Source organism: Streptococcus sp. STR1/CE/0325 (assembly GCF_055386095.1).
Genome location: NZ_AP045018.1, coordinates 740,499 through 762,681, shown reverse-complemented (window position 1 = coordinate 762,681; position 22,183 = coordinate 740,499). Strand labels below are relative to the sequence as shown.

Below are 22,183 nucleotides of genomic sequence, written 5' to 3'. Positions count from 1 at the left end.
AGTTTATCGCTCTTGTGGAAACCAATTCCAAACGATAGCGTCATCAACACCCATAACTATCAAGCCATGTACTATCCAGACGGTTCCTATACAGGGATCAATGAAATCGTCTTTAATTTCAAACCATGGTTGGACTGGTATCTCAAAGAAACTGGTCAACAACTGGTCGGAGGCAAACCAAGTCCCATACCAGCAGCTCATGCAGATGCAACATCTGGAGCCTGCAGCCATTAAGCATTAAAATTTCAATAACTGACTAAAGAAAAGGCCTAGAACGTATTTGTTCTAGACCTTTTTCTATTTAACTTAACGTACCTGTTCAAAATTCAAATGCACGATAATTTTATCCCCATAGCCGCTACGCTCCAAATCACGCTGCAAGCGGTAACCGATATAGTGCTCGGCAATGATGATATAGCCTGCCTCCAAAAGACGGTGCTCCACCAAGGACTGAATCATGCTAATGGTCGGACGCTCGGTGTGTGCTTCTTCAAGGTCGATGACCACTTTTTTGACCACCTGTGCCAAATCCTGACTCAACTTATCATCAATGACATAGACGGTCTTGGCCGCTTTTAACACGGCTTGATAAATCTTATCAGGGTTAAACTCTGTAATTTGTCCATTTCGTTTGATGACTTGCATGGGATTTTTCCTCTCTTTTTGTTTTATTATACCAAATTTTGATAGCTTTGTCACCTGTCTCTGGCTAAAAAACAAGGGCTAGTCGCTTGAGGAAAAAAGATTTACTATCCTTATATCAACTCAAAAACGACTTCATGAGTTGGCTTGACCAAACCTCTTTGATGGAGGGTTTCAGCGATTTGGACCGAGTTCCAAGCAGCGCCTTTTAAGAGATTGTCTGACACGACCCAGAGGTGGATGCCATTTTCTTGATCGAGATCACGTCTAATCCGACCGACAAAGGTTTCTTTTTTGCCAACAGCTTTGATAGCTTGAGGGTAGATTTGCTCCTTTGGATTATCCTCAAGAACAGCTCCTGGGAACTCAGCGATCGCCACCTTGACTTCTTCGATTGGAGCCACTTCCTTGGTCTCGATATAGACGGACTCTGAGTGCCCTGATAAAACTGGAATACGCACACAGGTTGCTGACACCTTGATGCTCTCATCTTCCATGATTTTCTTGGTTTCCTTGGTCATCTTCATCTCTTCGTAGGTGTAGTCATTCTCCGTGAAGAGATCGATCTGAGGAAGGGCATTAAAAGCGATTGGGTAGTGCTTTTTATCCCCACCGCTCGGCAAGATCTCAGCTGTCACCTCAAGAGGAGAAAGGCCATCATTTAAGACCTGGCGATACTGGTTTTTGGTCTCCTCAATAGCACGCGCCCCTGCACCAGATACCGCCTGATAGGTCGAAACGATGATGCGATCTAGGCCCCATTTACGACGAATAGGCTCCAGCGCCACCATCATCTGGATGGTCGAACAGTTGGGACAAGCAATGATGCCCTTGTGGGCATCCAGCGCATGGGCATTGACCTCAGGCACGACCAGAGGCACATCCTTGTGCTGACGAAAATAAGAGGTATTGTCCACTACCACAGCGCCAGCCTTAACGGCATAAGGCGCGTATTTGGCAGAGGTGGAGCCACCCGCTGAAAAGAGGGCGATATCCACCCCGTCAAAGGAATCCTCGGTCGTCTCTTCTATCTCAATTTCCTGTCCCCTAAAGGTCAGGATTTTCCCTTTGGAGCGATATGACGACAAAAGACGCAATTCATCAATCGGAAGACTGCTCTCCTCAAGCATTCTAATCATTTCTGTTCCAACGGCACCCGTTGCACCGACCACAGCTACACAATAACCCATAGCCAATCTCCTTTTTCTTTTTTCCTATTGTACCATATTCTGAGCTGCTTTTCTCGAAATCAACCTAATTTTCTTTCTTTTTTAGAAAATAACGCAAAACAGATGCCCAAAGCGAGCATCTGTTGATTTGGATTATGGGGTAGGAAGCAATTTTTCTTTGACCAAAAAATCATGGGCTACACTCTTAGCAGATTTGCCCTCCACCTTGACGGCGTAGTTCATGGCAATCATCTGATCACTGGTCACTTTTCCTGAGAGTTGGTCGAGGACTTTTTCCAACTCTGGATAGCGTTTCAAGGTCTCCTCACGCAGAAGCGGTGCCGCTTGATAAGGAGGAAAGAGGTGCTTGTCATCCTCTAAAACCCTTAGATGATACTGCTTGATCTCGCTATCGGTGGAGTAGGCATCGATAACCTGCACTTCTCCTGTCTTGATGGCCTCATAGCGTAGAGCCGGCTCAAGCGTCTGAACCTTTAGATGAAGATGATAAAGGTCTTTTAGACCGATATTGCCATCTTCACGGTCATTAAATTCTAGGGTAAAGCCAGCTCTTAACTGGTCTTCATGCCCTTTTAGATCTGAGAGGGTCTTTAGCCCTTGGCTTTTAGCCAAATCTTCGGTCACTGCGACCGCATAGGTATTTTGATAAGCCATGGGCTTGAGATAGACCAGTTTGTTCTGCTGGTAAATCCCCGTCTTTGCGGCTTCATAGACCACCTTGGCATCTGTTGAGTTGGTCGGATTTTGATGCAAAAGACTGGTGGTAATGGTTCCGGTAAATTCTGGATAGATATCGATGTCTTTAGATTTTAGGGCATCGTAGAGAAAGCTAGTTTTACCAAAATTTGGCTTGAGTGAGACCTTGATATCTGTTTGTTCCTCGATTAATTCTTTATACATATTAATCAAGATATCTGGTTCAACGCCTAGCTTTCCTGCGATGACCAAATGTTTGGGACTGCTTTCCTTATGAAAAACATTAGGAGCATAGGACAGAAATAAAACTAGGGCTAACACCACCCAAGACCAAATAAAACGTTTCAAAGACACTTTTTCTAAGCGTTTTAGCAAGGCATTAAACAAAATGGCTAAAATAGCTGAAGAAAGAGCCCCTATCAAAATCAGTGCACTATTGTTGCGGTCAATCCCTAAAAGGATAAAAGAACCAAGACCGCCAGCCCCAATCAAAGCCGCTAGAGTTGCCGTTCCGATAATCAAAACCGCCGAAGTCCTAATCCCTGACATGATAACAGGCATAGCCAAGGCCAGCTCAAAGGTTTTCAACCGCTCCCACTTGGTCATCCCAAAAGCCTCTCCTGCCTCTATCAGACTAGGATCGATACCTGCTAGACCCGTGAGGGTATTTTGTAGGATAGGAAACATAGCATAAATAACCAGCACCACCACCGCTGGTAGAGTTCCAATGCCAAGCAAGGGAATAAAAAGACCCAAAAGAGCTAGAGAAGGAATGGTTTGAAACACCCCTGCTAGCTGCAAAACGACAGCCCCCATGCGCTTTTTACTCGACAAAACTATAGCCAAAGGAAGGGCTAAAAACACAGCGATAAAAAGAGACAAGAGGGAAATCTGAATATGCTCCAACAATGCCTTGACCCAATCCTCATAGCGATCTAAAAAAGTGACAAGTAAATTAGACATGACGACCTCCAAATAAATCTCTGACAAAATCAGTCTTAGGCTGGGCACAAATCACCTCTGGACGATCGATTTGAAGGATTTCTCCATCTTTTAAGACAGCGATTTGATCTGCTAGTTTTAAGGCTTCATCGATATCATGGGTCACAAAAACCACTGTCATCCCAAACTCCTTTTGCAAATCCAAGGTCAAATCCTGTAACTGTTTCTTAGAAATGGGGTCAAGAGCAGAAAAAGGCTCATCCATGAGCAGGATTTTAGGATTGGTGATAATGGCTCGAAGGATACCCACACGTTGCTGCTCCCCACCTGAGAGGTCGCTAGGCATGCGGTAGAGATAATCCTTAGCAGGAAGCCCTACACGATCTAACAGGCTCTTTGCTTTCTTTAGCTGTTTCTCCTTAGACCATCCCTTCATTTTGGGGATGAGGGCAATGTTCTCAAAAACGTTCAAATTGGGAAAAAGAGCAATCTGCTGCAAAACATAGCCCATCTCAAGGCGTAAATCGCGCAAAGGAAGGTCACTCATCAAGGTTCCATCTAGGTAAATGGCACCACTGCTTTCTTTCACCAAGCGGTTGATCATCTTGAGCAGAGTCGTCTTGCCACTGCCACTTGGACCAACCATCACAAAAAATTGCTGGGCAGGAATTTCAAAGCTCACTGCCTTGATGACTTCCTTATCCCCATAGGATTGGCTCACCCTTTCAAATCTGATCATACTATCTCTTTTCTATCTTTTCCTCTTGGTTTCTAAAAACCAAATGCAAGGGGTAACACTTTCAGTATATCACTTTGGCAGCGTTTCCTCAAAAATTTGGTTCCTTTTCATCTTCTCTTTCTCCTTTCTTGCTTTTTACTGTAAAAAAACGTATGATAAAGATATGATAACACAAACGATTTTAGCCCTTTACCAAGAAAGGGATTTACCTTTTTGGCAAAAACTTCAGGATAACCTTCGTGGGTGGCTGGAGCTAGACCTCATTGAAAAAAGTCAGCTCAAGAGCCAAGACCTCTTCTCTTATCCAGCTATCTTCTCCCTAGAGAAGGTTACGACGAACTTGCCTGTCTTGGTTTTAGACGCGCATGCAGACTTCTGTGACACCTTCCGAGACATCGGTCGTTTTCTCCGGCAGCTTTCTTCTCCTTTGGACAATCTGCCCTTTCGCATGACCTTGTATGCACCAACTGGGGCAGTGCGCTGGAGTAACCATCGTTCAGATGGGCAGTTTTTTAGCGAGGATGAGCCTATCTCACCCTTGGAAAACTGGATTATAGAGGCAATCAAGGACAGTCCTCAGCACAGCCTTCATCTGCCCTTGGCTCTGGATCAGGAAAATCAAATCATCTTTCACAGCTACCAAGGGCTCTATGATAAGAACCAGCACCTCACAGGTATCCTCTTTTACGTCCATGATTTGAAGCCGCTCCTTGCCACCTATCTCAATGATAGCGGACAAGCTCTGGTCGGCTGGTCTGACACCACTTCTGGTGCGTCCATCAGCAATCATTTTTTTGAAGAAGATGACTTCTTGTAGAAAAGTAAAAAACACCTTTCCAAATCTGTACTGACCCCCAAAAGTTGGACATTTTATTTATCTAAAGGATTTAGTTCTGTACCCCACAGGACTAAGTCCTTTTAGTTTTGCTTTGATTCGTTTGTTGTTGTAGTAAAAAATGTAATCTGTGATAGCTTGCTCAAGGTCATCAAGGGATTGATAAGACTTCTCAAATCCATAAAACATTTCAGATTTGAGAATGCCAAAGAAGGACTCCATCATCCCATTATCTGGACTATTTCCCTTGCGAGACATAGAGGAACGAATTCCTTTGGTTTTCAAAAAGTGATGATAAGATTGGTGCTGGTATTGCCAGCCTTGATCGCTGTGAAGAATGGTTCCGCTATATGAATCTGCTGGAAAAACCTTCTCAAGCATGGTTTTAATCTGTTTCAAGTCAGGGGAGCGAGATAGGGTAAAATCAATAATCTCACTGTTATAGCCATCAAGAACAGGGGAGAGATAAAGTTTCCCTCCAGGTAAGGCAAACTCCGTCACATCGGTATAGCACTTCTCGTAAGGTTTAGAGCCTTCGAATTGACGTTTAATCAGATTATCAGACTTCTTACCAACCTCACCTTTGTAAGAAGAATACTTGCGCTTACGACGAATACGAGCGGTCAAGCCTAACTCTTTCATCAAGCGCTGCACCTTTTTGTGATTGATGATAAAGCCACGATTTCGTAATTCTAAATGAATCCGACGATAGCCGTAATTACCTTTATGGTCATCATAAATAGATTGTATTTCATCCTTGATAGTTTTCTCCTTATCTGGCTTAGCCAGTCGCTTCACTTGATAGTAATAGGTGGAGCGTGGCAAATCAAGGATTTCGAGTAGCGTTTCTAGGGAAAACTGATTCGTTAATGCTTGAATGATTTCTGTTGCTCTTTGCGCTTTGCTTCGTCCCTCAAGCGGTATTCTCTCAGCTTTTTTAGCACAGCATTCTCCGCTCTAAGGTATTCATTTTCATGTTTTAGTCGTTCTAACTCTGTCATTTGGTCCAAAGTCTTTTTTGGTTTACGTCCCATCTTTGGTGGTCTCCCTCTTGATTTTTCAAGAATAGTATAACCGTTTTTCTTGTATTTGGCTATCCAATTTGGGAGCATCCCTCGATTTGGCAAGGCATAATCAAGGGAAACTGAGAGTTGAGAGCAACCATGAATCAAGACTTTATCCATTATTTCCTGCTTTAATTCGGGTGAATAATACCGATTTTTACCCTTTTCAACAATCTCAACACCATATTTATCCATGAGTTTAACCATGTACTTGAGATTGGAAGGACAGACTTCATATCGCTGACTGATCTGAGGCCATGATACACCTCTCTTTCTCAACTTGTATATACCTCGTTTATCTTCATAACTTAATTTCATAAGAAAAGCACCCCAATCGTTAGATTTTGTGTCTAACTTTTGGGGTGCAGTTCAATCGGAAAGGCGTTTTTCTTATTTAACCAAAAGATTTAAAATCAAAGCGATAATAGCTGGTCCGCCTTGCATGAGGAGGATTCTAGGATTGCTAGAAACCGCTCCGTAAATAGCGACCAAGATGATGTAAACTAAGATGGCTGGAACTAGGCTTGGATTGAAAACCAAACCGTAGAAGATTCCAAGACCAAGAAGACCATTGTAAATCCCTTGATTTTTAAAGAGGGTGTTGAGCGAGTTCATCTGTAACTCCTCACGCTTCATCCCAAAGACCTGCGAGGTCTTGTCGGAATCTGTAATAATGGTTTCTAGATACATGATATAGAAACACTCCAAAGCAACTAAAACGGCAAAGATGGTTGATAAAATAGACATGATATTCTCCTTTACTACATGTGTAATGTGTTTATTCCTCACTTGGACGGTAGAGGACAAGACCAAGCACCATAAAGAGGACTAAGGTTCCAAACAAGAAGGTGACTTGATGGTGGATATTTCCAGTTAGTGAAATCGTCTCACGAAGACCAGACACCGCATAGGTCATCGGCAACCATGAGCTGATGTGTTGATAGATGCGACTGGTCAGCTGAATCGGATAAGTCCCTGCACTCGATGCCAACTGCAAGAGCATCAAAATAAGTGAAGCAAAGCTACCCAGCTTATTATCCAAACTGATAATGGTCGTCACCATAGCCATAAAGGTGGCACTGGTCAAGAGGATAAGACCAAGGGTGGCTCCCTCATGAACGGCACTGAGGCCAAGGAGATGCACCGCCCCGTAAACCAAGACACCTGCCACTAGACTGACGACACCATTGACACTCATGCGAGATAATAACCAATCCCAACGGCTGGTTAGCTTGCGACCAGATGGGAGGGTGCTAAAGACCATATTGGTGGATAGGGCCACAACAAAGAGCGAAACAGAAATCATGTACGGTGCCATACCGACCCCATTTTTATCGACCTTGCTGCTGTCTGAGTGCTTCAAGGTCACTGGCTCAGATAAGGTCTCTGCATTATCCTTAGTGGTGTTTACTAATTTAAGCTTACTATCAGCTTGAGAAAGACCGCTATTCAAGCTATCTGCACCTGTCTCTAATTGGTCAAGACCAGCCGAGAGTTGGGCTGAGCCAGAAAGGAGACGACCTGCGCCTGACGCTAACTGGTCTGTTCCTTGGGACAAACGATCCGCTCCTGAGAGCAACTGACCGCTGTTAGCAGCTAATTGATCAGCGCCTTGGCTCAATCTAGCCACACCGTCGGTATAAGCTCCGATACCTGCTGCTAATTGGTTGCTGCCGGCTACTAATTGAGATTCTAATTGCCCAAGGCCTGCTGCCAACTGACCAGCACCTGGTGCCAACTGCGTGGAGGCTGCCGTGCTGACAGATGATAAACCTTGCCCCAAACGATTAATGGTTGAGCTAGCAGCTGGAAGTAATTGATTAGAGGCTTGTGCCAATTGAGAAAGACCACTGCCTGCTCCTGATAGACCAGAAAGACTTCCCTCCAAGCCCTGTACAGTAGCTAAAATGCTGCTGGCTTCTGCTACGGATGAATTTGAACTAGTGCTAAGAGCTGCTGTTAGTTCAGCTTGTTGATCGCTTGAAAGGCTTTGATAAGCACTGGTTGCAGTCAAGGCATTGAGACTTGCAGCTTGTTCATTTTGGCTATTGGCGATAATGCTTTGGGCAAAGCTAGCAATGCTGGTCAGAGCTGCTTTGACCCCTCCTAAATCTGGTGTTCCAGAAGCCGCGCTGGCTTGGATTTGCTCATTCATGCTGACCAAGCCTTGGCTGAGTTGAGCCATCTGTGCCTGTTGATCGGCTGAAAGGCTACTTTCTTGCGCCAGTTTGTTCAATCCTTGTGCTAGCTGGCTAGCACCTGTGGTTAATTGATTGACCTGAGTGGAGCCACTAGCAAGGCGATTAGCACCAGACAAGAGAGCATCCGAATTAGCATTGAGCTGACCAGCACCAGAAGCTAGAGTCGCCACCCCATTGGTGTAGGTCGCTAAACCACTGGACAAGGCGCCTGTTCCAGCGCTCAACTGATCAGCGCCACTACTAAGGCTAGAAAGACCAGATGATAGAGCAGCGCTACCTTGACCCAGACGTGCTGCACCAGCAGCTAGCTGACTGCTACCAGTGGCAGCTTGAGACAAACCATCTTTTAGTTGGCCCATGCTGCTAAAGAGCGTCGTGCTATAAGTACGGGTGATATTGCTCGAGACCCGTTCTTTTAGCTTATTCACAGCCGTTTCACCCATCTTGCTTGCAATAAAGCTGTGTCCGCTAGAGGTTTCATAGGCAATGGTCGCCTGCTCTGGATGGTCAGACAAGACACTAGATGCCTTAGCTGACAAATCCTCAGGAAGAGTAACGACCATATAGTAATCCCCCTGGTCTAAGCCTTTTTTAGCCTCCTTGGCATCGACAAAATGATAATCCAGAGCATCATTTTTCTCCAAAGACTTGACCATGTCCTTTCCTATGGTCAAGGTCCTACCATTGACACTGGCTGCCTTGTCTTGGTTGACCACAGCAACAGGCAAATCAGAGACTTTCCCATAAGGGTCCCACATGGAACTCAAGAAAATGAGATTATACAGAGCTGGGATACAAGAAACACCCAATAAAACAACTAGAAATTTCGGCTTTTTTAAAATAGCTTTCCACTCTGTTAACATTCTAAACCTCCTTTGTCACAAAATAGTAAAATTCCTGTATAATAGAATAGCAGGCTTTTCTTTATTAAGCAAGCCATAAACTCCCGTTTCTTGACAACATTAGACAGACTGTCCAATTTCATAAGGAGAAAACCATGCCAAATAGTCAAAAACGTATTCAAACCAAAACCTTACTTGAAAATAGCCTTATCACCCTCCTTCAAATCAAACCCTTCGACCAGATTACAGCCATTGAAATTGCAAAGGGAGCCGGCATCAGCAGAGCCAGTTTTTACAACTATTACAAGGATAAATACGACATGATTGATTGCTATCAACATCAATTTTTTGAGCAGATTGAAAGAATTTTTGAAGCGGATCAGCATAATCGTAAAAAAGCCATTCTCGAGATTTTCAAACGACTAGAAACCGATGACCTCCTGACCGCTCTTCTTTCACCAAACGGGACCAAGGAAATCCAAGATTTTCTGCGCCATAAGCTCCAAAGTTTGATTTTAAGTGACATCCAACTCTTTGAGGGACTTACGCCAGCTGAACAAGAATATGGCGTTGTTTTTTTGACCAATGCTTATTTTTCGGTCTGCCAAACTTGGATCGCAAACGGCAAAAAAGAAAGCCCAGCGGAAATGACAGCCCTTCTAGGAAGACTGCGTCACTTTTTTGCCACATTTGACCGTTAAAAAGGCCTTGGAATTCTTCCAAGGTCTCTTTTAGTTCATATTCACCCGATGCCACTCATTGATGACATAAGCCAAACGGCAAAGCAAATCATAACCTTCTGGGTCGATTTCTTCTGAGGTTTCACTAGAATTACCCAAGTGGGCGGTGTAGAGAGCAACCATATAAGGTTTTTCTTCCTCTACGATAGCGTCAATATTGAGCGCCTCTCTCACATAGCCTGGTTTTTGATAGATTTTCACATCAGGCACATAAGTCTTGTAATACTCTCCTGGGAAGGACTCTCCGATAAAGTTTAGCACATCGGCATATTTCTTTTTGTGCTTCCAGAGGTAATCGAGGACTTGGATATAGTAGCTGCTGGTCGTTTTATTGTCCTCTTGATTGATGGTTTTAATCTGACCTTTTCCTTCTCCGTAGCGGTCAAACTGGCTATATGCTTTTTTAAAGCCACCTAACAGTCCTGCAAGGACATGGGCTGGCGTATTTTCAGAATAAACCAGAGAATACTCCTGCATCTCAGGAATGGTCATGGTGTCACCAAACTGATTGCGATAAGCCTGATATTCTCCGATGTACTCATAGTCCGTATGAGTGATGTCATACTCTTCGGTCAAAGAGAGTTTCCCCTTATCCACTGCATCGACGATTAGCATATTGAGTGGCAACTTATAGGTGCTCCCTGCTGTCATAGGCTGGGTGTCGTTCATGGAAAATTCCTCATTGGTCTCGATATTGCGATAAGTAAACGCCACATCCTTATCATCAATCCCGTACTCTTTCATATAAGCCTTGACCGTATCGACCAAGCTCATATTGGCATAATCATAGTAAAGCCCGTAGCTATTCATGGTGTCTAAATCCTTGTCCATGACTGCCTTTTTGGCTGCACTACTTTTTTTGGTTTCCTTGACTACTAGACCTGTCTTTTTCTCGTCTTTTTTCTTGGTCTGCTGCAAGGCCTTCAGCCACTCTGGATGAGTGGAAACGGCATAGGTTGCGCCAATAGATAAGAGACCTAGACCACAACCGATGCCAATACCGATCCACCATTTCTTAGAAATCATATTCTTTTTCATCATCGTCTCACACTCTTACTAAAATTCAGTCACCTTCAATTATAGCAAGTTTTAACCGCTTTTACAATCATAGGTACTCATTATTTTAAGGCTTTTTTGCATCATCAACGAAAGGAGCATTTTTTAGAAAAGAAAGCGGTTTACTTGAAAAATGAAACAGAAAATGATATGCTTGACAAGGAAATACTGGGAGGTGATACATGCTCATTCAACTGGAACACATCCAAAAGAGTTTTGATAAAAAAGGGCAGCCCATCTTGACAGATGTCTCCTTTGGCATTGAACGCGGTGAGGTGGTCGGCTTGATTGGTGAGAACGGCAGTGGCAAGAGCACCATTTTAAAACTCATCAATGGCTTTGTCCAAGCCGATAGCGGCGAGATTTTCTTTCACGGCAAACCGCAAAACGCACAAGATCGCAAAACCCAGCGTGACAATCGGCAAAAACTGCCCTATATCTTTCAAAATGCGAATTTATTAGGCAACAAATCGGTTTTTTATCACCTGAGTTTGGTCTATAAGCTCCAAAAACGCCCCGTCGATCACAAGCAAATCGAGGACATCCTCACTTTCATGGGGATTCCTCACCTCAAGCACAACCTCTGCAAGACCCTGAGTGGTGGTCAAGCCCAAAAGGTCGCGATTGCCATGGCACTGCTAGGAGAGCCAGAACTCCTCTTGTGTGACGAGATTAGCTCTGCGCTGGACTATAAGAGCGAGGTCGAGATTTTCAATCTGCTAAAACACCTCAATCAGGACAAAAAGATTTCAATTCTGATGATTTCTCATAACCTGACCCTCTTAAAACAGATGTGTGATCGGATTTTAGTGCTAGAAAACGGACAAATCCGCCGTGTTATCCAGCCGAAAAAAACAGATCAACCGCTGATTGCCAAGGATTATTATCAATATGTGGAGGAATTTTTGAGTCATGATTGATGCCCTCATAAAAAACAAGGAAGCAATCATCCACGCCTTTTGGGAAACTAACTTTATGATGGCCATTACTATGCTAGTTTGTCTTTTGGTCTCTCTCCCTCTTGGTCTCTTGCTCTATGCACTGAGAAAAGAGGTCTTACTCAAACAACCCTTTTTTTACCATCTCTTAAGCATCAGCCTAAATATGCTGCGTAGTGTTCCCTTTTTGATTTTTATTTTCCTACTCATTCCCCTAAGCCGTTCCATCTTTGGCACTTCTTTTGGGAATCTCCCTGCAACGCTTCCCCTATCCTTGGTATCGATTAGCCTTTATACCCGCTTTATCGAACAGGCCCTTTTAAATGTACCTTCTGCCATTTTGGACCGCGCCATCAGCATGGGGGCTACGCGCCTGCAAATGATTCGCTATTTTCTTTTGCCTTCCATCAAAAACGACCTCATCCTCTCCTTTACATCGGTAGTGATTAGCATGCTATCCTACTCCACCGTCATGGGAGTCATCGGGGCTGGAGGTTTGGGAGAATATGCCTATCGCTACGGCTATCAAGAATACGACTACCCTCTCATGTACGGGATTGTCTTGATTTTTGTGGTCTATGTCTTTATCGTCCAATCCATCGGCTATCTCTTAGCCGGTCGCTATATCAAGGAGAAATAATACCTATGAATATCAAACGCTTGGCAAGTTTCTTTGCCGCAACCGCTCTTACTACCCTCCTTCTAACCGCTTGTGCTTCTAAGACAAGCAGCTCCAAAGAAAGTAGTTCTACCAAAAAAGAAGATAAGGTTATCAAGGTTGCCTCACACACCGCACCCATGACTGATATGTTAGACCTCATCAAGGACGATGTCAAAAAAGACGGTTACACTCTTGAAGTGGTCAAAGTCTCAGACAATGTCCAAGCTAATGTCGCCCTCAATAACAAAGAAGTGGATGCCAACTTCTTCCAACACAAACTCTTCATGGAAGAATTTAACAAAGGCAACAATGCTAACCTCGTCCAAGTCCAACCCATCTACAATGCCATCGTTGCTTTTTACTCTAAGAACTACAAGAGCCTTGATGACCTCCCAGAAGGGGCAAATGTCGCTATCCCATCTGATACCACCAACAAGACCCGCGCCCTACGTCTCCTTGCTTCATCTGGTCTTATCACCCTTGATGACGACAAGAGTTACAGCGTAACACCAAAAGACATCACAGAAAACAAAAAGAACCTCAAATTCACAGAAGTATCCCTCTTAAACCTCAACCAAGCCTATGACGAAGCGGATTTGGTCTTCAACTATCCTGCTTACGCATCTAAAATTGGTCTCACACCAAGTGAAAATGGTCTTCTCTTAGAAAACCCAGTCGATCCAACCTTTGCCGTCTCCCTCGTTGCTCGTGAAGATAACAAGGATAGCGACAAGGTCAAAGAGATAAAAAAAGTCTTGACCAGTGACAAAATTAAAGACTTTATCGATAACAAACTCAAAGGACACGCTGTCGTTGCTTTTAAATAATCAATGACCATCAAAAAAGACGATGCCTTATCGCACAGATAAGCGTCGCCTTTTTTTATTCTAACAAAAACACGAGAATTTCTCCCCGTGTTTATAGTCGTTTCGTTTATCTTTTATGACTTGGTTAACTCGTCTTGCTAACTCCAATTATGTCTGCGACAACGCCACCTCGTCCTAAAAGCAAACGAAACGACTATATCATTGACTAAGCAAGCGCTGCTTGGTAGAGTTCGCTCACCTTAGCCCAGTTGACAATCTCAAAGAAAGCCTTGATGTAGTTTGGACGCACGTTACGATAATTGAGGTAGTAGGCATGCTCCCAAACATCCAAACCAAGAATTGGTGTTAAGCCTTGCATAACCGGATGATCTTGGTTACCTGTTGAGATGACAGAGAGTTTGCCTGCTGCATCCATCACTAACCAAGCCCAACCAGAACCAAACCGAGTCGTTGCTGCTTGGGTGAAAGTTTCCTTAAAGGCATCAAACGAACCAAACGCATCATCAATCGCAGCTGCCAACTCAGCAGAAGGAGCTGTTTTTTCTGGAGAAAGGATTTCCCAGAAAAGAGCGTGGTTGAGGTGTCCCCCACCGTTATTGATCACCGCTTGACGGATGTCTGCTGGTAGATTTTTTTCTGGATCAGCCAGAAGCGCTAATAAGTCTTCGCCGATTTCAGGGTGTTTTTCAAGTGCTGCGTTAACATTTGCCACATAAGTCGCATGGTGCTTGTCATGGTGGAGAATCATGGTCTCCTCGTCAAAGTGAGGCGCTAGGGCATCATAGGCATAGGGTAATTCTGGTAAAATAATAGCCATCTGGTTTTCCTCTTTTCATTTTTTGTTTACCTTTTCATAGTACCGCAAATTTCTGATTCTGACAAGTATTTTGCCCTAGTTACTAAGGCTTGCAACTTTTAAGAGAGCCAGATCAAAAAGATCTTCCTTCTCACTGTATCCGCTTTTAATCTGGTAATCCGTCTCAATTAAGACACGCATGGCAGCTTTAAGTTGAGAAAGAGCGTAAGGTCTAGCATCTCTTAGGGCAAACTTGACACGGTAGGGATTGAGCCGCTGTCCCAGATAGTCAGAGAGTTCTGCGGTGATTTGTCCTTCTGCCCTTCCCATGCCTTGCAGGGTTTTGACTTGGGCAAAAAAACGCAGCTGCGACAACATAATGGCAATGAGTTTGACAACGTCCTCTCCTTGAAGTAAGAGATCATGCACCAGCTCACGCGCTTCTTTTACCTGTCCTGACAAGCTATACTGGGTTAGATCAAAAATGTTGTCTTGCAAACTTTTGGGAATGGCCTCCTTAATATCCCAAAGGCTGATGGAATCGGTGCCTTTATAGCTTTTCAAAAAAGAAAGGTGCTTCATAACCGTTCCAAATTCAAACTGAGAGCGCTCCAGTAACTGCTCCAAAGCACCTCTTTCAAATCGCATCTCTGCCTCCTTGATAAAGCGATGAACATAGCCCTCAAACTCTTTTTCCTTGAGGGGTGTCGCCTCAATAATGGTCGCATCGCGTTTCAAGAGCTTGACCAAGCGGCGTTTCCCGTCCAATTTCCCAGGCGCCAAAAGAATTAACCGTGTCGTTTCGACAGGCTCTTCCAGATAGCGTTCAAATTGTTTGAGCTCTTTTTCGTCAAGGTAATTTTTCTTCTGGGTGGTCACGTCTAAGACATGGTCCAAGATAACAATTTTTTGATCCGAAAAAAAAGGCAGACTCTCCAAATCCAGAGCAACATCCGCATAATTCGCTTCCGCCACATCAAAAAAAGAATAGGTCAAATCACTCGCATCAAAAGCGATTTGCCCAAGCAAAGCCTCTTTCAGATATTGATATTGTCCGAGATCCTCCCCTGTTAACACTAAAATCTGGGGAAGGTGATCCTTGTCTAAGCGTTCCACTTCTTCTATTGCAATCATGCTCCTATTATACCACAAATGATCTTGCCTTTTCCAATAACTATGGTAAAATGAAAAGGTGGCATTGCCACATGTCGACCACTCTTTAACAGAGTAAATGATTCGCGTTAAGTGTGTGTGAATGGGATGTTGTCACACAACGAAGCCAACAAGTGGCGCGGTGAATCATTGCATCCGCTGTTAACTACTTTTACGTTAACAGGTACATCATTTAAGAAGGAGACACATATGTTTCAATTTAAAGTACCTCAACTGACGACCAAACGTTTGGTAACCCTTGCGATTTTGATCAGTTTGTCTATTATCATCAGCAAGTTTTCCATCATTATCATCCCAAACCAATTGGTGCTTAGTTTTACCTTCCTCGTGGATACGATTATCGGCATGATTGCTGGTCCTATCTGGGGTTTTATCAGCTTAGGGCTGATTGATGTGGTGGATTATCTCTCAAGCGGTCAGGGCAATTTCATCATCTGGTGGACCCTGATGGAAGCCATCCAAGGATTTCTCTATGGACTCTTTTTCTACAAGCGTCCTTTGAGTTGGACGAGCAAAAAAGACTGGCTCTATGTGAGCTTGGCTGTTTTTGTCGTCATGCTATTTGGTACCTTCATCATGACGCCGCTTCTCATCCAGATTTATTTCCACGTCCCATTTTGGGCTCAATACGCCGCGGGACGCTGGTTCAAGATCTTTGAGATTCCACTTCGCATTGTGGTCACCATGCTGGTGCTGCCACAATTGCAACGGATTCCTGAGCTCAAACGTTTAATGAATAACTAATCAAAAGGACTGCCCTATCATCCCTAGGGTAGTCCTCTTTTGTTTTTTAAATCAAATGCTTCTCACGCTTGTCAAACACTTCCTTAGCCAAATTCACCAAACGCTCGATTAGCTGGCTATAAGGAAGTCCCATATTCTCCCAAAGCAGCGGATACATGGACCACTGGGTAAAGCCTGGCATGGTGTTAAGCTCATTGAGATAGACCTGCCCATCTGCCGTCACAAAAAAGTCACAACGTGCTAAACCACAGCCACCAATAGCACGAAAGGCTTGTTCAGCATAGTTTCTGACTCTTGCCATTACGGTCTCATCCACCTCAGCTGGAATAGCCATGGTGATTTTATTGTCAATATATTTGGCCTTGTAGTCATAAAAGGCCACGTCCTTGATGACTTCACCAGCTAAGGTGGTTTTGACCTCTTGATTGCCCAAGATACCGACCTCAATCTCACGCGCATCCACGCCCTGCTCAATCAAGATACGGTCATCATAACGGCTGGCTAAATCTAGTGCTGCCTCCAAATCCTCCTCATTTTCCGCCTTGGAAATGCCGACACTAGACCCCATGTTAGCTGGTTTGACAAAGACTGGATAAGTCAAACGTTCAGACACCTGAGCCAGCGTTTCCGTCACACTTTGCCCGTCTAGATGCACCAGATAAGGCACTTGTGGAATCCCTTGGGTTTCTAGCACCATTTTGGTGATAATCTTGTCCATCGCCACACTAGAAGGCAGAACGCTCGTGCCCACATAAGGCAAACGCAAAACTTCAAGAAAACCTTGGATCGACCCGTCCTCTCCCATGGGACCATGAAGAACTGGAAAGACCACCGCTCCTTCCTCTGCGATGTCGCTTGGTTTAATGGCTTTTGACAGATCCACTGTACTATTTGTCATCAAGCGCTCATTTTCTTTGGGTTTATGGTCAAAGACCTGTGTCCGGATGAACTGACCATCTTTGGTAATAAAGTAGGTTTTGACTTGAAAACGTTCATAATTGACCGCACGCATGACGCTCTCTGCGGATAAGACAGACACTTCACGCTCAGCAGAGCGGCCACCGTAGAGTAAAATTAAGGTTTCTTTTGACATGATTGTTCTCTTTTCTCTTAGACTCTTTCCCTTCTATGATAGCACATGCCACGCTTTTTTTCAAAAGAAAGTCGCAACAAAACAAATCAACCAGCCAAGAAATCTGACTGGTTGATACCACATAAAAGAAAGACGGTATTGACTACAATTCTGTTCGATTTTCAATCGCCCGTAGCAGAGTCACTTCATCTGCGTACTCGATGTCACTACCGACTGCAAGCCCTCTCGCGAGGCGGGTCACCTTGATGCCAGCTGGTTTTAAAATCCGTGAAATATACATGGCAGTTGCCTCACCGTCTGCCGTGGCACTAGTCGCAAGGATGACCTCGCTCACTTCGCTATCCATCAAACGGGTCACCAAGGTCTTGAGGTTGATGTCGTCAGGCCCTACTCCATTCATGGGAGAAATAAGACCATGCAAAACATGATACCGCCCTCGGTATTCATTGAGCTTTTCCATCGCAGAAACATCCTTACTGCTTTCAACAATCAAAAGCACTTGGTCATCTCTAGTCTCATCTTGGCAGATGGCACAGGGATCTTGATCCGTCAGATTGCCACAAATAGTGCAGTAAGTCAACTCACGCTTGGCTGAGAGGAGGTTTTTAGCAAAATCATTGACATCTTCATCGCTCATACTCAAGGTATGAAAGGCAAGACGGGTCGCTGTCTTGATCCCAATACCTGGTAACTTGGAAAAAGACTCGATGAGTTTGGCAACTGGTGTTGGATAAAGCATCCGTGTTCTCCTTTCTTAATTGACACCATACATAGAAACATAAAGATTGATGATATCTCTTGTAATTTTATGGCTAGTGCTTCCAACCAAATCTAAACTATGGGGCAAGACCACCGCCACTGCAATTTTGGGATCGCTACTTGGCGCATAAGCGACCACATTGAGATTACTGGTATAAACAGAGCCTCCTGAGGCAGTTTTGACAAAGGCTTCGGCTGTTCCGGTCTTGGCTGAGATACTCACTGCCTCACCCCTAGACATCTCTGAACCTGTGGTGTAAGCAGAGCCACCATGAACCACGTTATAAAACCCATTTTGAATGATACTCATATCATCACTCGATAATTTGACCTCATCTAGCTTTTTCCCTTCAATTGATCTGACCAGCTTACCTAGGCCGCCTTGTTCATTGTTATCATAAACGCCTTCAACCAAGTGAGGGGCAATGCGTGTTCCCCCATTTGCCACCGTGGCTGCGTACTGGGCTAGCTGCAAGGTCGTGTAGTTGTCAAACTGACCAAAGGCTTCTGTCAAAGTATTAGCAAGGCTAAACTCTTTTGGCGTAAAGCCTGCAGATTCGCCAGGAAGGTCAATTCCTGTTTTAACCCCAAGCCCATACTGAGCATAGGTGTCACGCAACTCTTTCATCGCCTTCTCATAAGCAGCTGTTCCAATGCTGGTGGTATCTAGACCGTTTTCTCCCATCAAACGAAGTGCCACCTGCACCATATAGGTGTTGGACGAATACTCCAAAGCCTGCATGGCAGTGATGGGAAGAGCGCCACTAGTGAACCATGACTTGATACCAGCAACTTGCTGGTCATAAAGCACTTGGTTGCCGGTGATGGCATCATGTTCCCAGCCAGCAGATAGGGTCGCTCCCTTGACCACCGAACCTGGGGTAAAGACCTGTGTCATGGTTCCCAAAGCATCTGACGTCACCTCTCCTGTCTCAGGGTCATGAGAAAGACCTGTCATGGCTAAAACGGCTCCATTTTGCGGATTGAGTGCCACGGCATAGACCCCTTCAGAGTAGGTGAGATTGCCTGCTGCAAGGTCGGATTGGAAATAATTTTTTAAAATAGCTTCGACCCCATCTTGGAAGGCCAAGTCAATGGTTAACTTGAGATTATCGCCTTTTTTGCCTTCTTCAGTGACCTTATCTCCGATGATTTTTCCTTTTTTATCAAGTGTAATCTCACGCACACTGCGTTTGCCTTGGAGGTCGGATTCATAGGCTTTTTCAAGGTAGCTAATCCCAACTCGGTCATTGAGTGAGTAACCTTTTTTCAAGTATTCCTTGGCATCTTCTTGGGGCAATCCTGTTTTTTCCGTCGAAACACGCCCAATAATAGAAGCTAGGGAATTGGACACATCCTGACGTTTCCAGTCGGTTTTAATCGAGATACCTTCTAGCTTGGACTTGTTGGCTGTGATATAGGCCAGTTGATCAGCTGTGAGTGGATCCGTCACGAGAGAAACGGTACTAAAACTAGAGGCGGCATTCATCTGCGTAAAGAGAGCGATGATCTTTAGCTCCTCGCCGCTATACTGGATTTTATCCTCTGGCACTGCTTTTAAAGCATTTTTGTAGATGGTGGCTTCTGTTAAGGAATTGCCAAACTGATCGTAGCGCTGATTTTTAGGCAGGCTCTCCACCACTGCCTTATAAACCTTGGGATCGGCTAAATAGTAATCCCGCTTAGACTGGTCGCTGACGTTGACATCACTGATAGAAACATAGTGCAACAAATCTTGTGCCAAGGTTTTGATATACTCTGCGGTCATGGTATTGCTTCTGGTAAAGGCGACCACCTCTTTTTCTTCATTGTTGACCAGAGCTACTCCCTTGGCGTCATAAATCTGCCCCCTCGGCGTTGAGGTTTTGATGGTGTAGTGGGTGGCATCCACTAATTTTTTCTGGTAAAACTCACGATTGACCAGCTGCATCTGGGCGAGTCGCAAGACCAAGAGGCTAAATAGTAGGACAATCACAAAAAAGAGGAGATAAATCCTCCGTGAAATCATATTTGAAAGACGTTTGTTGGGACTTTTTGACTTTGTCACGCTTACGTTCACTCCACTCCAATAGACTATTTTTATTCTACCATATTTTACTAAAAAAAGACTAAACGAGATGTCATCTTGATGAAAATAAAAATGGATGACTCGCATCCATTTTCACCTCATTATTTACCGAGGTAGTATTCGTCCAAGACGTTTAGTTTTTCGTCAAATTCAAAAACAAGTGGTGGGAAGTTAGGGATTTCCACATCCATGATTTCATCGTCTGAAAGACCTTTGATGTGCTTAACAAGGGCACGAATAGAGTTCCCGTGAGCTCCTACAAATACGTTTTGACCTTGTTTAAGTGCTGGCGCAATCTTGTCTTCCCAGAATGGAAGGGCGCGCTCTAGGGTCAATTTCAAGTTTTCTGCGTCTGGCACAACAGAATCGTCAAGAAGAGCATAACGACGGTCTTTGTGAGCAGAGTATTCGCTATCACGTGGCATAAGTGGAGGAAGCACATCGTAAGAACGACGCCAGATATGAACTTGCTCATCTCCAAATTCTGCGGCAGCTTCTGCCTTGTTTTTACCAGTCAAATCACCGTAGTGACGTTCGTTCAAGCGCCATGATTTTTCAACTGGAACCCAAAGTTGATCTGAGTATTCCAAAGCCAAGTTAGTGGTTTTGATCGCACGTTTCAAAACAGAAGTAAAGGCAAGGTCAAATTCAATACCTGCTTCTTTGATGAGTTTTCCAGCTTCGATCGCTTGAGCGGTTCCTTTTTCAGAAAGATCCACATCAGCCCAACCTGTAAAGAGGTTAGCCTTGTTCCATTCTGACTCACCGTGACGTGCAAAAACTAATTTTACCATTTGCGTTCTCCTTTTTCTTTTCGCAACTCAAATTGCATTACCTTATCATTCTACAAAAAAATCCTGAAAAAAGCTAGTCATAAATGAAAAATCTCACAAAAATTTAAGCTTCCAAGGTCAGCGCAAAGGCAATCGCCAAATCAGCATAGCGCGCCTTTTTGTCCAAATCAACGTGATTACCAAGAGCGCCCAAATCCCAGCTATCTTCTAAAAGACTATCCCCTGTATGGAAAAAGTGGAGGTGCTCTATCTCACGAAATTTGGCAAGCGCAGCCACTGCCGAGCACTCCATATCAACGGCAATAGCACCCTCAAAACGCCGTCTTGTCACCTTATCCTTGGTTTCTCGGTAAATACCGTCCGTCGTCCAAACCTTACCCGTCTGATAGGAAATCTGATGTTGGTCGAGAAAATCTTGAAAGGCTTTTCCTAATGTTTCATTGACTGCAATCTCTCGACTAGATGGCTGATAGTGATAGCTCGTCCCCTCATCACGAATGGCAGAGGTCGGTAGGATAATCGATGTCGCCTCCAGATCAATAAGACTGCCACAACTGCCAAAAAGGATCAAGCGCTTCATCCCCATGGCAATCCAGTCTTCCATGATGGCGATACAAGCAGGAGCGCCCACACAGGCGTTGAAAACACCTATTGTTTTACCATCAACAAAAATCCGATAGATAGGCACTTCCAGATTCGCCATCGTCGTTGTTGCCACCCACTCATGAGGGTAACGCTCTAAGATTTTGGCAAAGGTCGTGCGCTCAAAACAACTGATCACTGTTTCTGGGAAATTCTCAACAGGGTCATTTAAGTCTTTGGGATTGATCATAGCGATCGTATTTGGATCAAATTCTTCTAAAATCATGGGCTTTCTCCTAGATGAGGGTGTCATCTTCCTTTTCATCAAACTGCCTTTTCTCCTTATCCTCCATCTCTCGTGGTTTCATGAGGTGACTGGAGAGGACAATCATGCCAATACGCATGATGGAAAAAAGCAATAAGGCTACAAATATGATTGTTTTCATGGGCTACTTCTACTTATCAAAAATGGTTGAGAAACCCTCAACCATTTTAATCTTTATGTAAAGTCGTTGCTAAATTATTTAACAGCGTCCTTGAGTGCTTTACCTGCTTTGAAAGCTGGTACTTTTGATGCTGCGATAGTGATTTCTTTACCAGTTTGTGGGTTGCGACCTTTACGGGCAGCACGTTCACGCACTTCAAAGTTACCAAAACCGATGAGTTGAACTTTTTCACCAGCTTTAAGAAACTCTTCAATTGCTGAGAAAACTGCATCAACTGCTGCTGCTGAGTCTTTTTTTGTAAGTTCAGTTACTTCTGCAACCTTTGCTACTAAATCTTGTTTATTTGCCATTTTGA

The 22,183-nt window shown here is 44.2% G+C and carries 23 protein-coding genes, 1 pseudogene and 1 riboswitch; of the genes and pseudogenes, 7 read left to right on the top strand and 17 right to left on the bottom strand.

Annotated elements, in window-relative coordinates; genetic code table 11:
• Positions 1-39: 39 nt before the first annotated feature.
• Positions 40-234, top strand: a pseudogene (locus tag ACZ49W_RS03790) (NAD(P)H-dependent oxidoreductase); the annotation flags it as partial.
• A gap of 72 nt (positions 235-306) precedes the next feature.
• Here ACZ49W_RS03790 and ACZ49W_RS03785 read toward each other — a convergent pair.
• The 4 genes from ACZ49W_RS03785 to ACZ49W_RS03770 all read right to left on the bottom strand — a co-directional run bounded on the left by ACZ49W_RS03785 (position 307) and on the right by ACZ49W_RS03770 (position 4,209).
• Positions 307-645 (bottom strand): ATP cone domain-containing protein, encoded by a 339-nt coding sequence (locus ACZ49W_RS03785; RefSeq protein ID WP_464814001.1) that lies wholly within the window; start codon positions 643-645, stop codon positions 307-309.
• A 110-nt stretch (positions 646-755) separates the two neighbouring features.
• Positions 756-1,832 carry an aspartate-semialdehyde dehydrogenase gene (locus ACZ49W_RS03780; protein WP_464814000.1) on the bottom strand — a complete coding sequence of 359 codons (1,077 nt, stop codon included), beginning with the start codon at positions 1,830-1,832 and terminating at the stop codon, positions 756-758.
• 132 nt (positions 1,833-1,964) lie between these two features.
• Entirely contained in the window at positions 1,965-3,491 is a 1,527-nt protein-coding gene (locus ACZ49W_RS03775) for an ABC transporter permease/substrate-binding protein (RefSeq protein ID WP_464813999.1), read from the bottom strand.
• Positions 3,484-4,209, bottom strand: a complete 726-nt coding sequence (locus ACZ49W_RS03770) for an ATP-binding cassette domain-containing protein (protein ID WP_464813998.1) — start codon at positions 4,207-4,209, stop codon at positions 3,484-3,486. Before ACZ49W_RS03770 ends, ACZ49W_RS03775 begins: the two co-directional genes overlap by 8 nt.
• A gap of 163 nt (positions 4,210-4,372) precedes the next feature.
• On the opposite strand from ACZ49W_RS03770, the gene ACZ49W_RS03765 reads away from it, so the two are divergent.
• A complete protein-coding gene (locus ACZ49W_RS03765; protein ID WP_464813997.1) occupies positions 4,373-5,026 on the top strand; it encodes a hypothetical protein in 654 nt (217 codons plus the stop codon).
• 57 nt (positions 5,027-5,083) lie between these two features.
• On the opposite strand, the gene ACZ49W_RS03760 is transcribed toward ACZ49W_RS03765, so the two are convergent.
• The 3 genes from ACZ49W_RS03760 to ACZ49W_RS03750 all read right to left on the bottom strand — a co-directional run bounded on the left by ACZ49W_RS03760 (position 5,084) and on the right by ACZ49W_RS03750 (position 9,172).
• Positions 5,084-6,426 (bottom strand): IS3 family transposase gene (locus tag ACZ49W_RS03760; RefSeq protein ID WP_464813996.1). Its coding sequence is split into 2 segments (ribosomal slippage): positions 5,084-5,976 and positions 5,976-6,426, totalling 1,344 coding nucleotides; the frame shifts between segments, so codons are not numbered across the junction.
• A gap of 72 nt (positions 6,427-6,498) precedes the next feature.
• Positions 6,499-6,855: a DUF1304 domain-containing protein gene (locus tag ACZ49W_RS03755; RefSeq protein ID WP_464813995.1), complete on the bottom strand. Its 357-nt coding sequence runs from the start codon at positions 6,853-6,855 to the stop codon at positions 6,499-6,501.
• Positions 6,856-6,886: 31 nt separating this feature from the next.
• Positions 6,887-9,172, bottom strand: coding sequence for a YhgE/Pip family protein (locus ACZ49W_RS03750; protein WP_464813994.1), 2,286 nt, complete (start codon positions 9,170-9,172; stop codon positions 6,887-6,889).
• 134 nt (positions 9,173-9,306) lie between these two features.
• On the opposite strand from ACZ49W_RS03750, the gene ACZ49W_RS03745 reads away from it, so the two are divergent.
• The gene (locus ACZ49W_RS03745; protein WP_464813993.1) at positions 9,307-9,852 is read left to right on the top strand and encodes a TetR/AcrR family transcriptional regulator; all 546 of its coding nucleotides are present in this window, start codon (positions 9,307-9,309) and stop codon (positions 9,850-9,852) included.
• Between the two features lie 30 nt (positions 9,853-9,882).
• Here the strand turns inward: ACZ49W_RS03745 and ACZ49W_RS03740 are convergent, their stop codons facing one another.
• A complete protein-coding gene (locus tag ACZ49W_RS03740; protein WP_464814950.1) occupies positions 9,883-10,929 on the bottom strand; it encodes a serine hydrolase in 1,047 nt (348 codons plus the stop codon).
• A 200-nt stretch (positions 10,930-11,129) separates the two neighbouring features.
• Here ACZ49W_RS03740 and ACZ49W_RS03735 point away from each other — a divergent pair, with 200 nt between their 5' ends.
• The 3 genes from ACZ49W_RS03735 to ACZ49W_RS03725 are packed head-to-tail and all read left to right on the top strand — an operon-like array spanning position 11,130 to position 13,373.
• Positions 11,130-11,867, top strand: coding sequence for an ABC transporter ATP-binding protein (locus ACZ49W_RS03735; protein ID WP_464813992.1), 738 nt, complete (start codon positions 11,130-11,132; stop codon positions 11,865-11,867).
• A complete protein-coding gene (locus ACZ49W_RS03730) occupies positions 11,860-12,525 on the top strand; it encodes a methionine ABC transporter permease (RefSeq protein ID WP_464813991.1) in 666 nt (221 codons plus the stop codon). Before ACZ49W_RS03735 ends, ACZ49W_RS03730 begins: the two co-directional genes overlap by 8 nt.
• A gap of 5 nt (positions 12,526-12,530) precedes the next feature.
• Positions 12,531-13,373: a MetQ/NlpA family ABC transporter substrate-binding protein gene (locus tag ACZ49W_RS03725; protein ID WP_464813990.1), complete on the top strand. Its 843-nt coding sequence runs from the start codon at positions 12,531-12,533 to the stop codon at positions 13,371-13,373.
• Between the two features lie 205 nt (positions 13,374-13,578).
• On the opposite strand, the gene ACZ49W_RS03720 is transcribed toward ACZ49W_RS03725, so the two are convergent.
• Positions 13,579-14,190 (bottom strand): superoxide dismutase, encoded by a 612-nt coding sequence (locus ACZ49W_RS03720; RefSeq protein ID WP_464813989.1) that lies wholly within the window; start codon positions 14,188-14,190, stop codon positions 13,579-13,581.
• A gap of 75 nt (positions 14,191-14,265) precedes the next feature.
• Positions 14,266-15,303, bottom strand: a complete 1,038-nt coding sequence (gene holA, locus ACZ49W_RS03715) for a DNA polymerase III subunit delta (RefSeq protein ID WP_464813988.1) — start codon at positions 15,301-15,303, stop codon at positions 14,266-14,268.
• Positions 15,304-15,390: 87 nt separating this feature from the next.
• A riboswitch (THF riboswitch) is annotated at positions 15,391-15,485 on the top strand.
• 46 nt (positions 15,486-15,531) lie between these two features.
• Between holA and ACZ49W_RS03710 the strand changes: the two genes are divergently transcribed.
• Positions 15,532-16,086: a folate family ECF transporter S component gene (locus tag ACZ49W_RS03710; protein WP_464813987.1), complete on the top strand. Its 555-nt coding sequence runs from the start codon at positions 15,532-15,534 to the stop codon at positions 16,084-16,086.
• Positions 16,087-16,132: 46 nt separating this feature from the next.
• On the opposite strand, the gene ACZ49W_RS03705 is transcribed toward ACZ49W_RS03710, so the two are convergent.
• The 7 genes from ACZ49W_RS03705 to ACZ49W_RS03675 all read right to left on the bottom strand — a co-directional run bounded on the left by ACZ49W_RS03705 (position 16,133) and on the right by ACZ49W_RS03675 (position 22,178).
• Complete coding sequence (locus ACZ49W_RS03705; protein ID WP_464813986.1) at positions 16,133-17,179, bottom strand: D-alanine--D-alanine ligase; 1,047 nt, start codon at positions 17,177-17,179, stop codon at positions 16,133-16,135.
• Positions 17,180-17,321: 142 nt separating this feature from the next.
• Complete coding sequence (gene recR, locus ACZ49W_RS03700) at positions 17,322-17,918, bottom strand: recombination mediator RecR (RefSeq protein ID WP_464813985.1); 597 nt, start codon at positions 17,916-17,918, stop codon at positions 17,322-17,324.
• A 15-nt stretch (positions 17,919-17,933) separates the two neighbouring features.
• Entirely contained in the window at positions 17,934-19,946 is a 2,013-nt protein-coding gene (gene pbp2b / locus ACZ49W_RS03695; protein ID WP_464814949.1) for a penicillin-binding protein PBP2B, read from the bottom strand.
• Positions 19,947-20,107: 161 nt separating this feature from the next.
• Entirely contained in the window at positions 20,108-20,800 is a 693-nt protein-coding gene (locus tag ACZ49W_RS03690; protein ID WP_464813984.1) for a phosphoglycerate mutase, read from the bottom strand.
• Between the two features lie 103 nt (positions 20,801-20,903).
• The gene (locus ACZ49W_RS03685) at positions 20,904-21,668 is read right to left on the bottom strand and encodes a nucleoside phosphorylase (protein ID WP_464813983.1); all 765 of its coding nucleotides are present in this window, start codon (positions 21,666-21,668) and stop codon (positions 20,904-20,906) included.
• Between the two features lie 10 nt (positions 21,669-21,678).
• Positions 21,679-21,828: a hypothetical protein gene (locus ACZ49W_RS03680; RefSeq protein WP_464813982.1), complete on the bottom strand. Its 150-nt coding sequence runs from the start codon at positions 21,826-21,828 to the stop codon at positions 21,679-21,681.
• A gap of 74 nt (positions 21,829-21,902) precedes the next feature.
• A complete protein-coding gene (locus ACZ49W_RS03675) occupies positions 21,903-22,178 on the bottom strand; it encodes an HU family DNA-binding protein (RefSeq protein ID WP_464813981.1) in 276 nt (91 codons plus the stop codon).
• Between the last annotated feature and the right edge of the window lie 5 nt (positions 22,179-22,183).

Excerpts from the sequence above, each read along its gene's own strand:
- ACZ49W_RS03785 (WP_464814001.1), bottom strand. The coding sequence starts at position 645 with ATGCAAGTCATCAAACGAAATGGACAAATTACAGAGTTTAACCCTGAT.
- ACZ49W_RS03780 (WP_464814000.1), bottom strand. The coding sequence starts at position 1,832 with ATGGGTTATTGTGTAGCTGTGGTCGGTGCAACGGGTGCCGTTGGAACA.
- ACZ49W_RS03775 (WP_464813999.1), bottom strand. The coding sequence starts at position 3,491 with ATGTCTAATTTACTTGTCACTTTTTTAGATCGCTATGAGGATTGGGTC.
- ACZ49W_RS03770 (WP_464813998.1), bottom strand. The coding sequence starts at position 4,209 with ATGATCAGATTTGAAAGGGTGAGCCAATCCTATGGGGATAAGGAAGTC.
- ACZ49W_RS03765 (WP_464813997.1), top strand. The coding sequence starts at position 4,373 with ATGATAACACAAACGATTTTAGCCCTTTACCAAGAAAGGGATTTACCT.
- ACZ49W_RS03755 (WP_464813995.1), bottom strand. The coding sequence starts at position 6,855 with ATGTCTATTTTATCAACCATCTTTGCCGTTTTAGTTGCTTTGGAGTGT.
- ACZ49W_RS03750 (WP_464813994.1), bottom strand. The coding sequence starts at position 9,172 with ATGTTAACAGAGTGGAAAGCTATTTTAAAAAAGCCGAAATTTCTAGTT.
- ACZ49W_RS03745 (WP_464813993.1), top strand. The coding sequence starts at position 9,307 with ATGCCAAATAGTCAAAAACGTATTCAAACCAAAACCTTACTTGAAAAT.
- ACZ49W_RS03740 (WP_464814950.1), bottom strand. The coding sequence starts at position 10,929 with ATGAAAAAGAATATGATTTCTAAGAAATGGTGGATCGGTATTGGCATC.
- ACZ49W_RS03735 (WP_464813992.1), top strand. The coding sequence starts at position 11,130 with ATGCTCATTCAACTGGAACACATCCAAAAGAGTTTTGATAAAAAAGGG.
- ACZ49W_RS03730 (WP_464813991.1), top strand. The coding sequence starts at position 11,860 with ATGATTGATGCCCTCATAAAAAACAAGGAAGCAATCATCCACGCCTTT.
- ACZ49W_RS03725 (WP_464813990.1), top strand. The coding sequence starts at position 12,531 with ATGAATATCAAACGCTTGGCAAGTTTCTTTGCCGCAACCGCTCTTACT.
- ACZ49W_RS03720 (WP_464813989.1), bottom strand. The coding sequence starts at position 14,190 with ATGGCTATTATTTTACCAGAATTACCCTATGCCTATGATGCCCTAGCG.
- holA (WP_464813988.1), bottom strand. The coding sequence starts at position 15,303 with ATGATTGCAATAGAAGAAGTGGAACGCTTAGACAAGGATCACCTTCCC.
- ACZ49W_RS03710 (WP_464813987.1), top strand. The coding sequence starts at position 15,532 with ATGTTTCAATTTAAAGTACCTCAACTGACGACCAAACGTTTGGTAACC.
- ACZ49W_RS03705 (WP_464813986.1), bottom strand. The coding sequence starts at position 17,179 with ATGTCAAAAGAAACCTTAATTTTACTCTACGGTGGCCGCTCTGCTGAG.
- recR (WP_464813985.1), bottom strand. The coding sequence starts at position 17,918 with ATGCTTTATCCAACACCAGTTGCCAAACTCATCGAGTCTTTTTCCAAG.
- pbp2b (WP_464814949.1), bottom strand. The coding sequence starts at position 19,946 with ATGATTTCACGGAGGATTTATCTCCTCTTTTTTGTGATTGTCCTACTA.
- ACZ49W_RS03690 (WP_464813984.1), bottom strand. The coding sequence starts at position 20,800 with ATGGTAAAATTAGTTTTTGCACGTCACGGTGAGTCAGAATGGAACAAG.
- ACZ49W_RS03685 (WP_464813983.1), bottom strand. The coding sequence starts at position 21,668 with ATGATTTTAGAAGAATTTGATCCAAATACGATCGCTATGATCAATCCC.
- ACZ49W_RS03680 (WP_464813982.1), bottom strand. The coding sequence starts at position 21,828 with ATGAAAACAATCATATTTGTAGCCTTATTGCTTTTTTCCATCATGCGT.
- ACZ49W_RS03675 (WP_464813981.1), bottom strand. The coding sequence starts at position 22,178 with ATGGCAAATAAACAAGATTTAGTAGCAAAGGTTGCAGAAGTAACTGAA.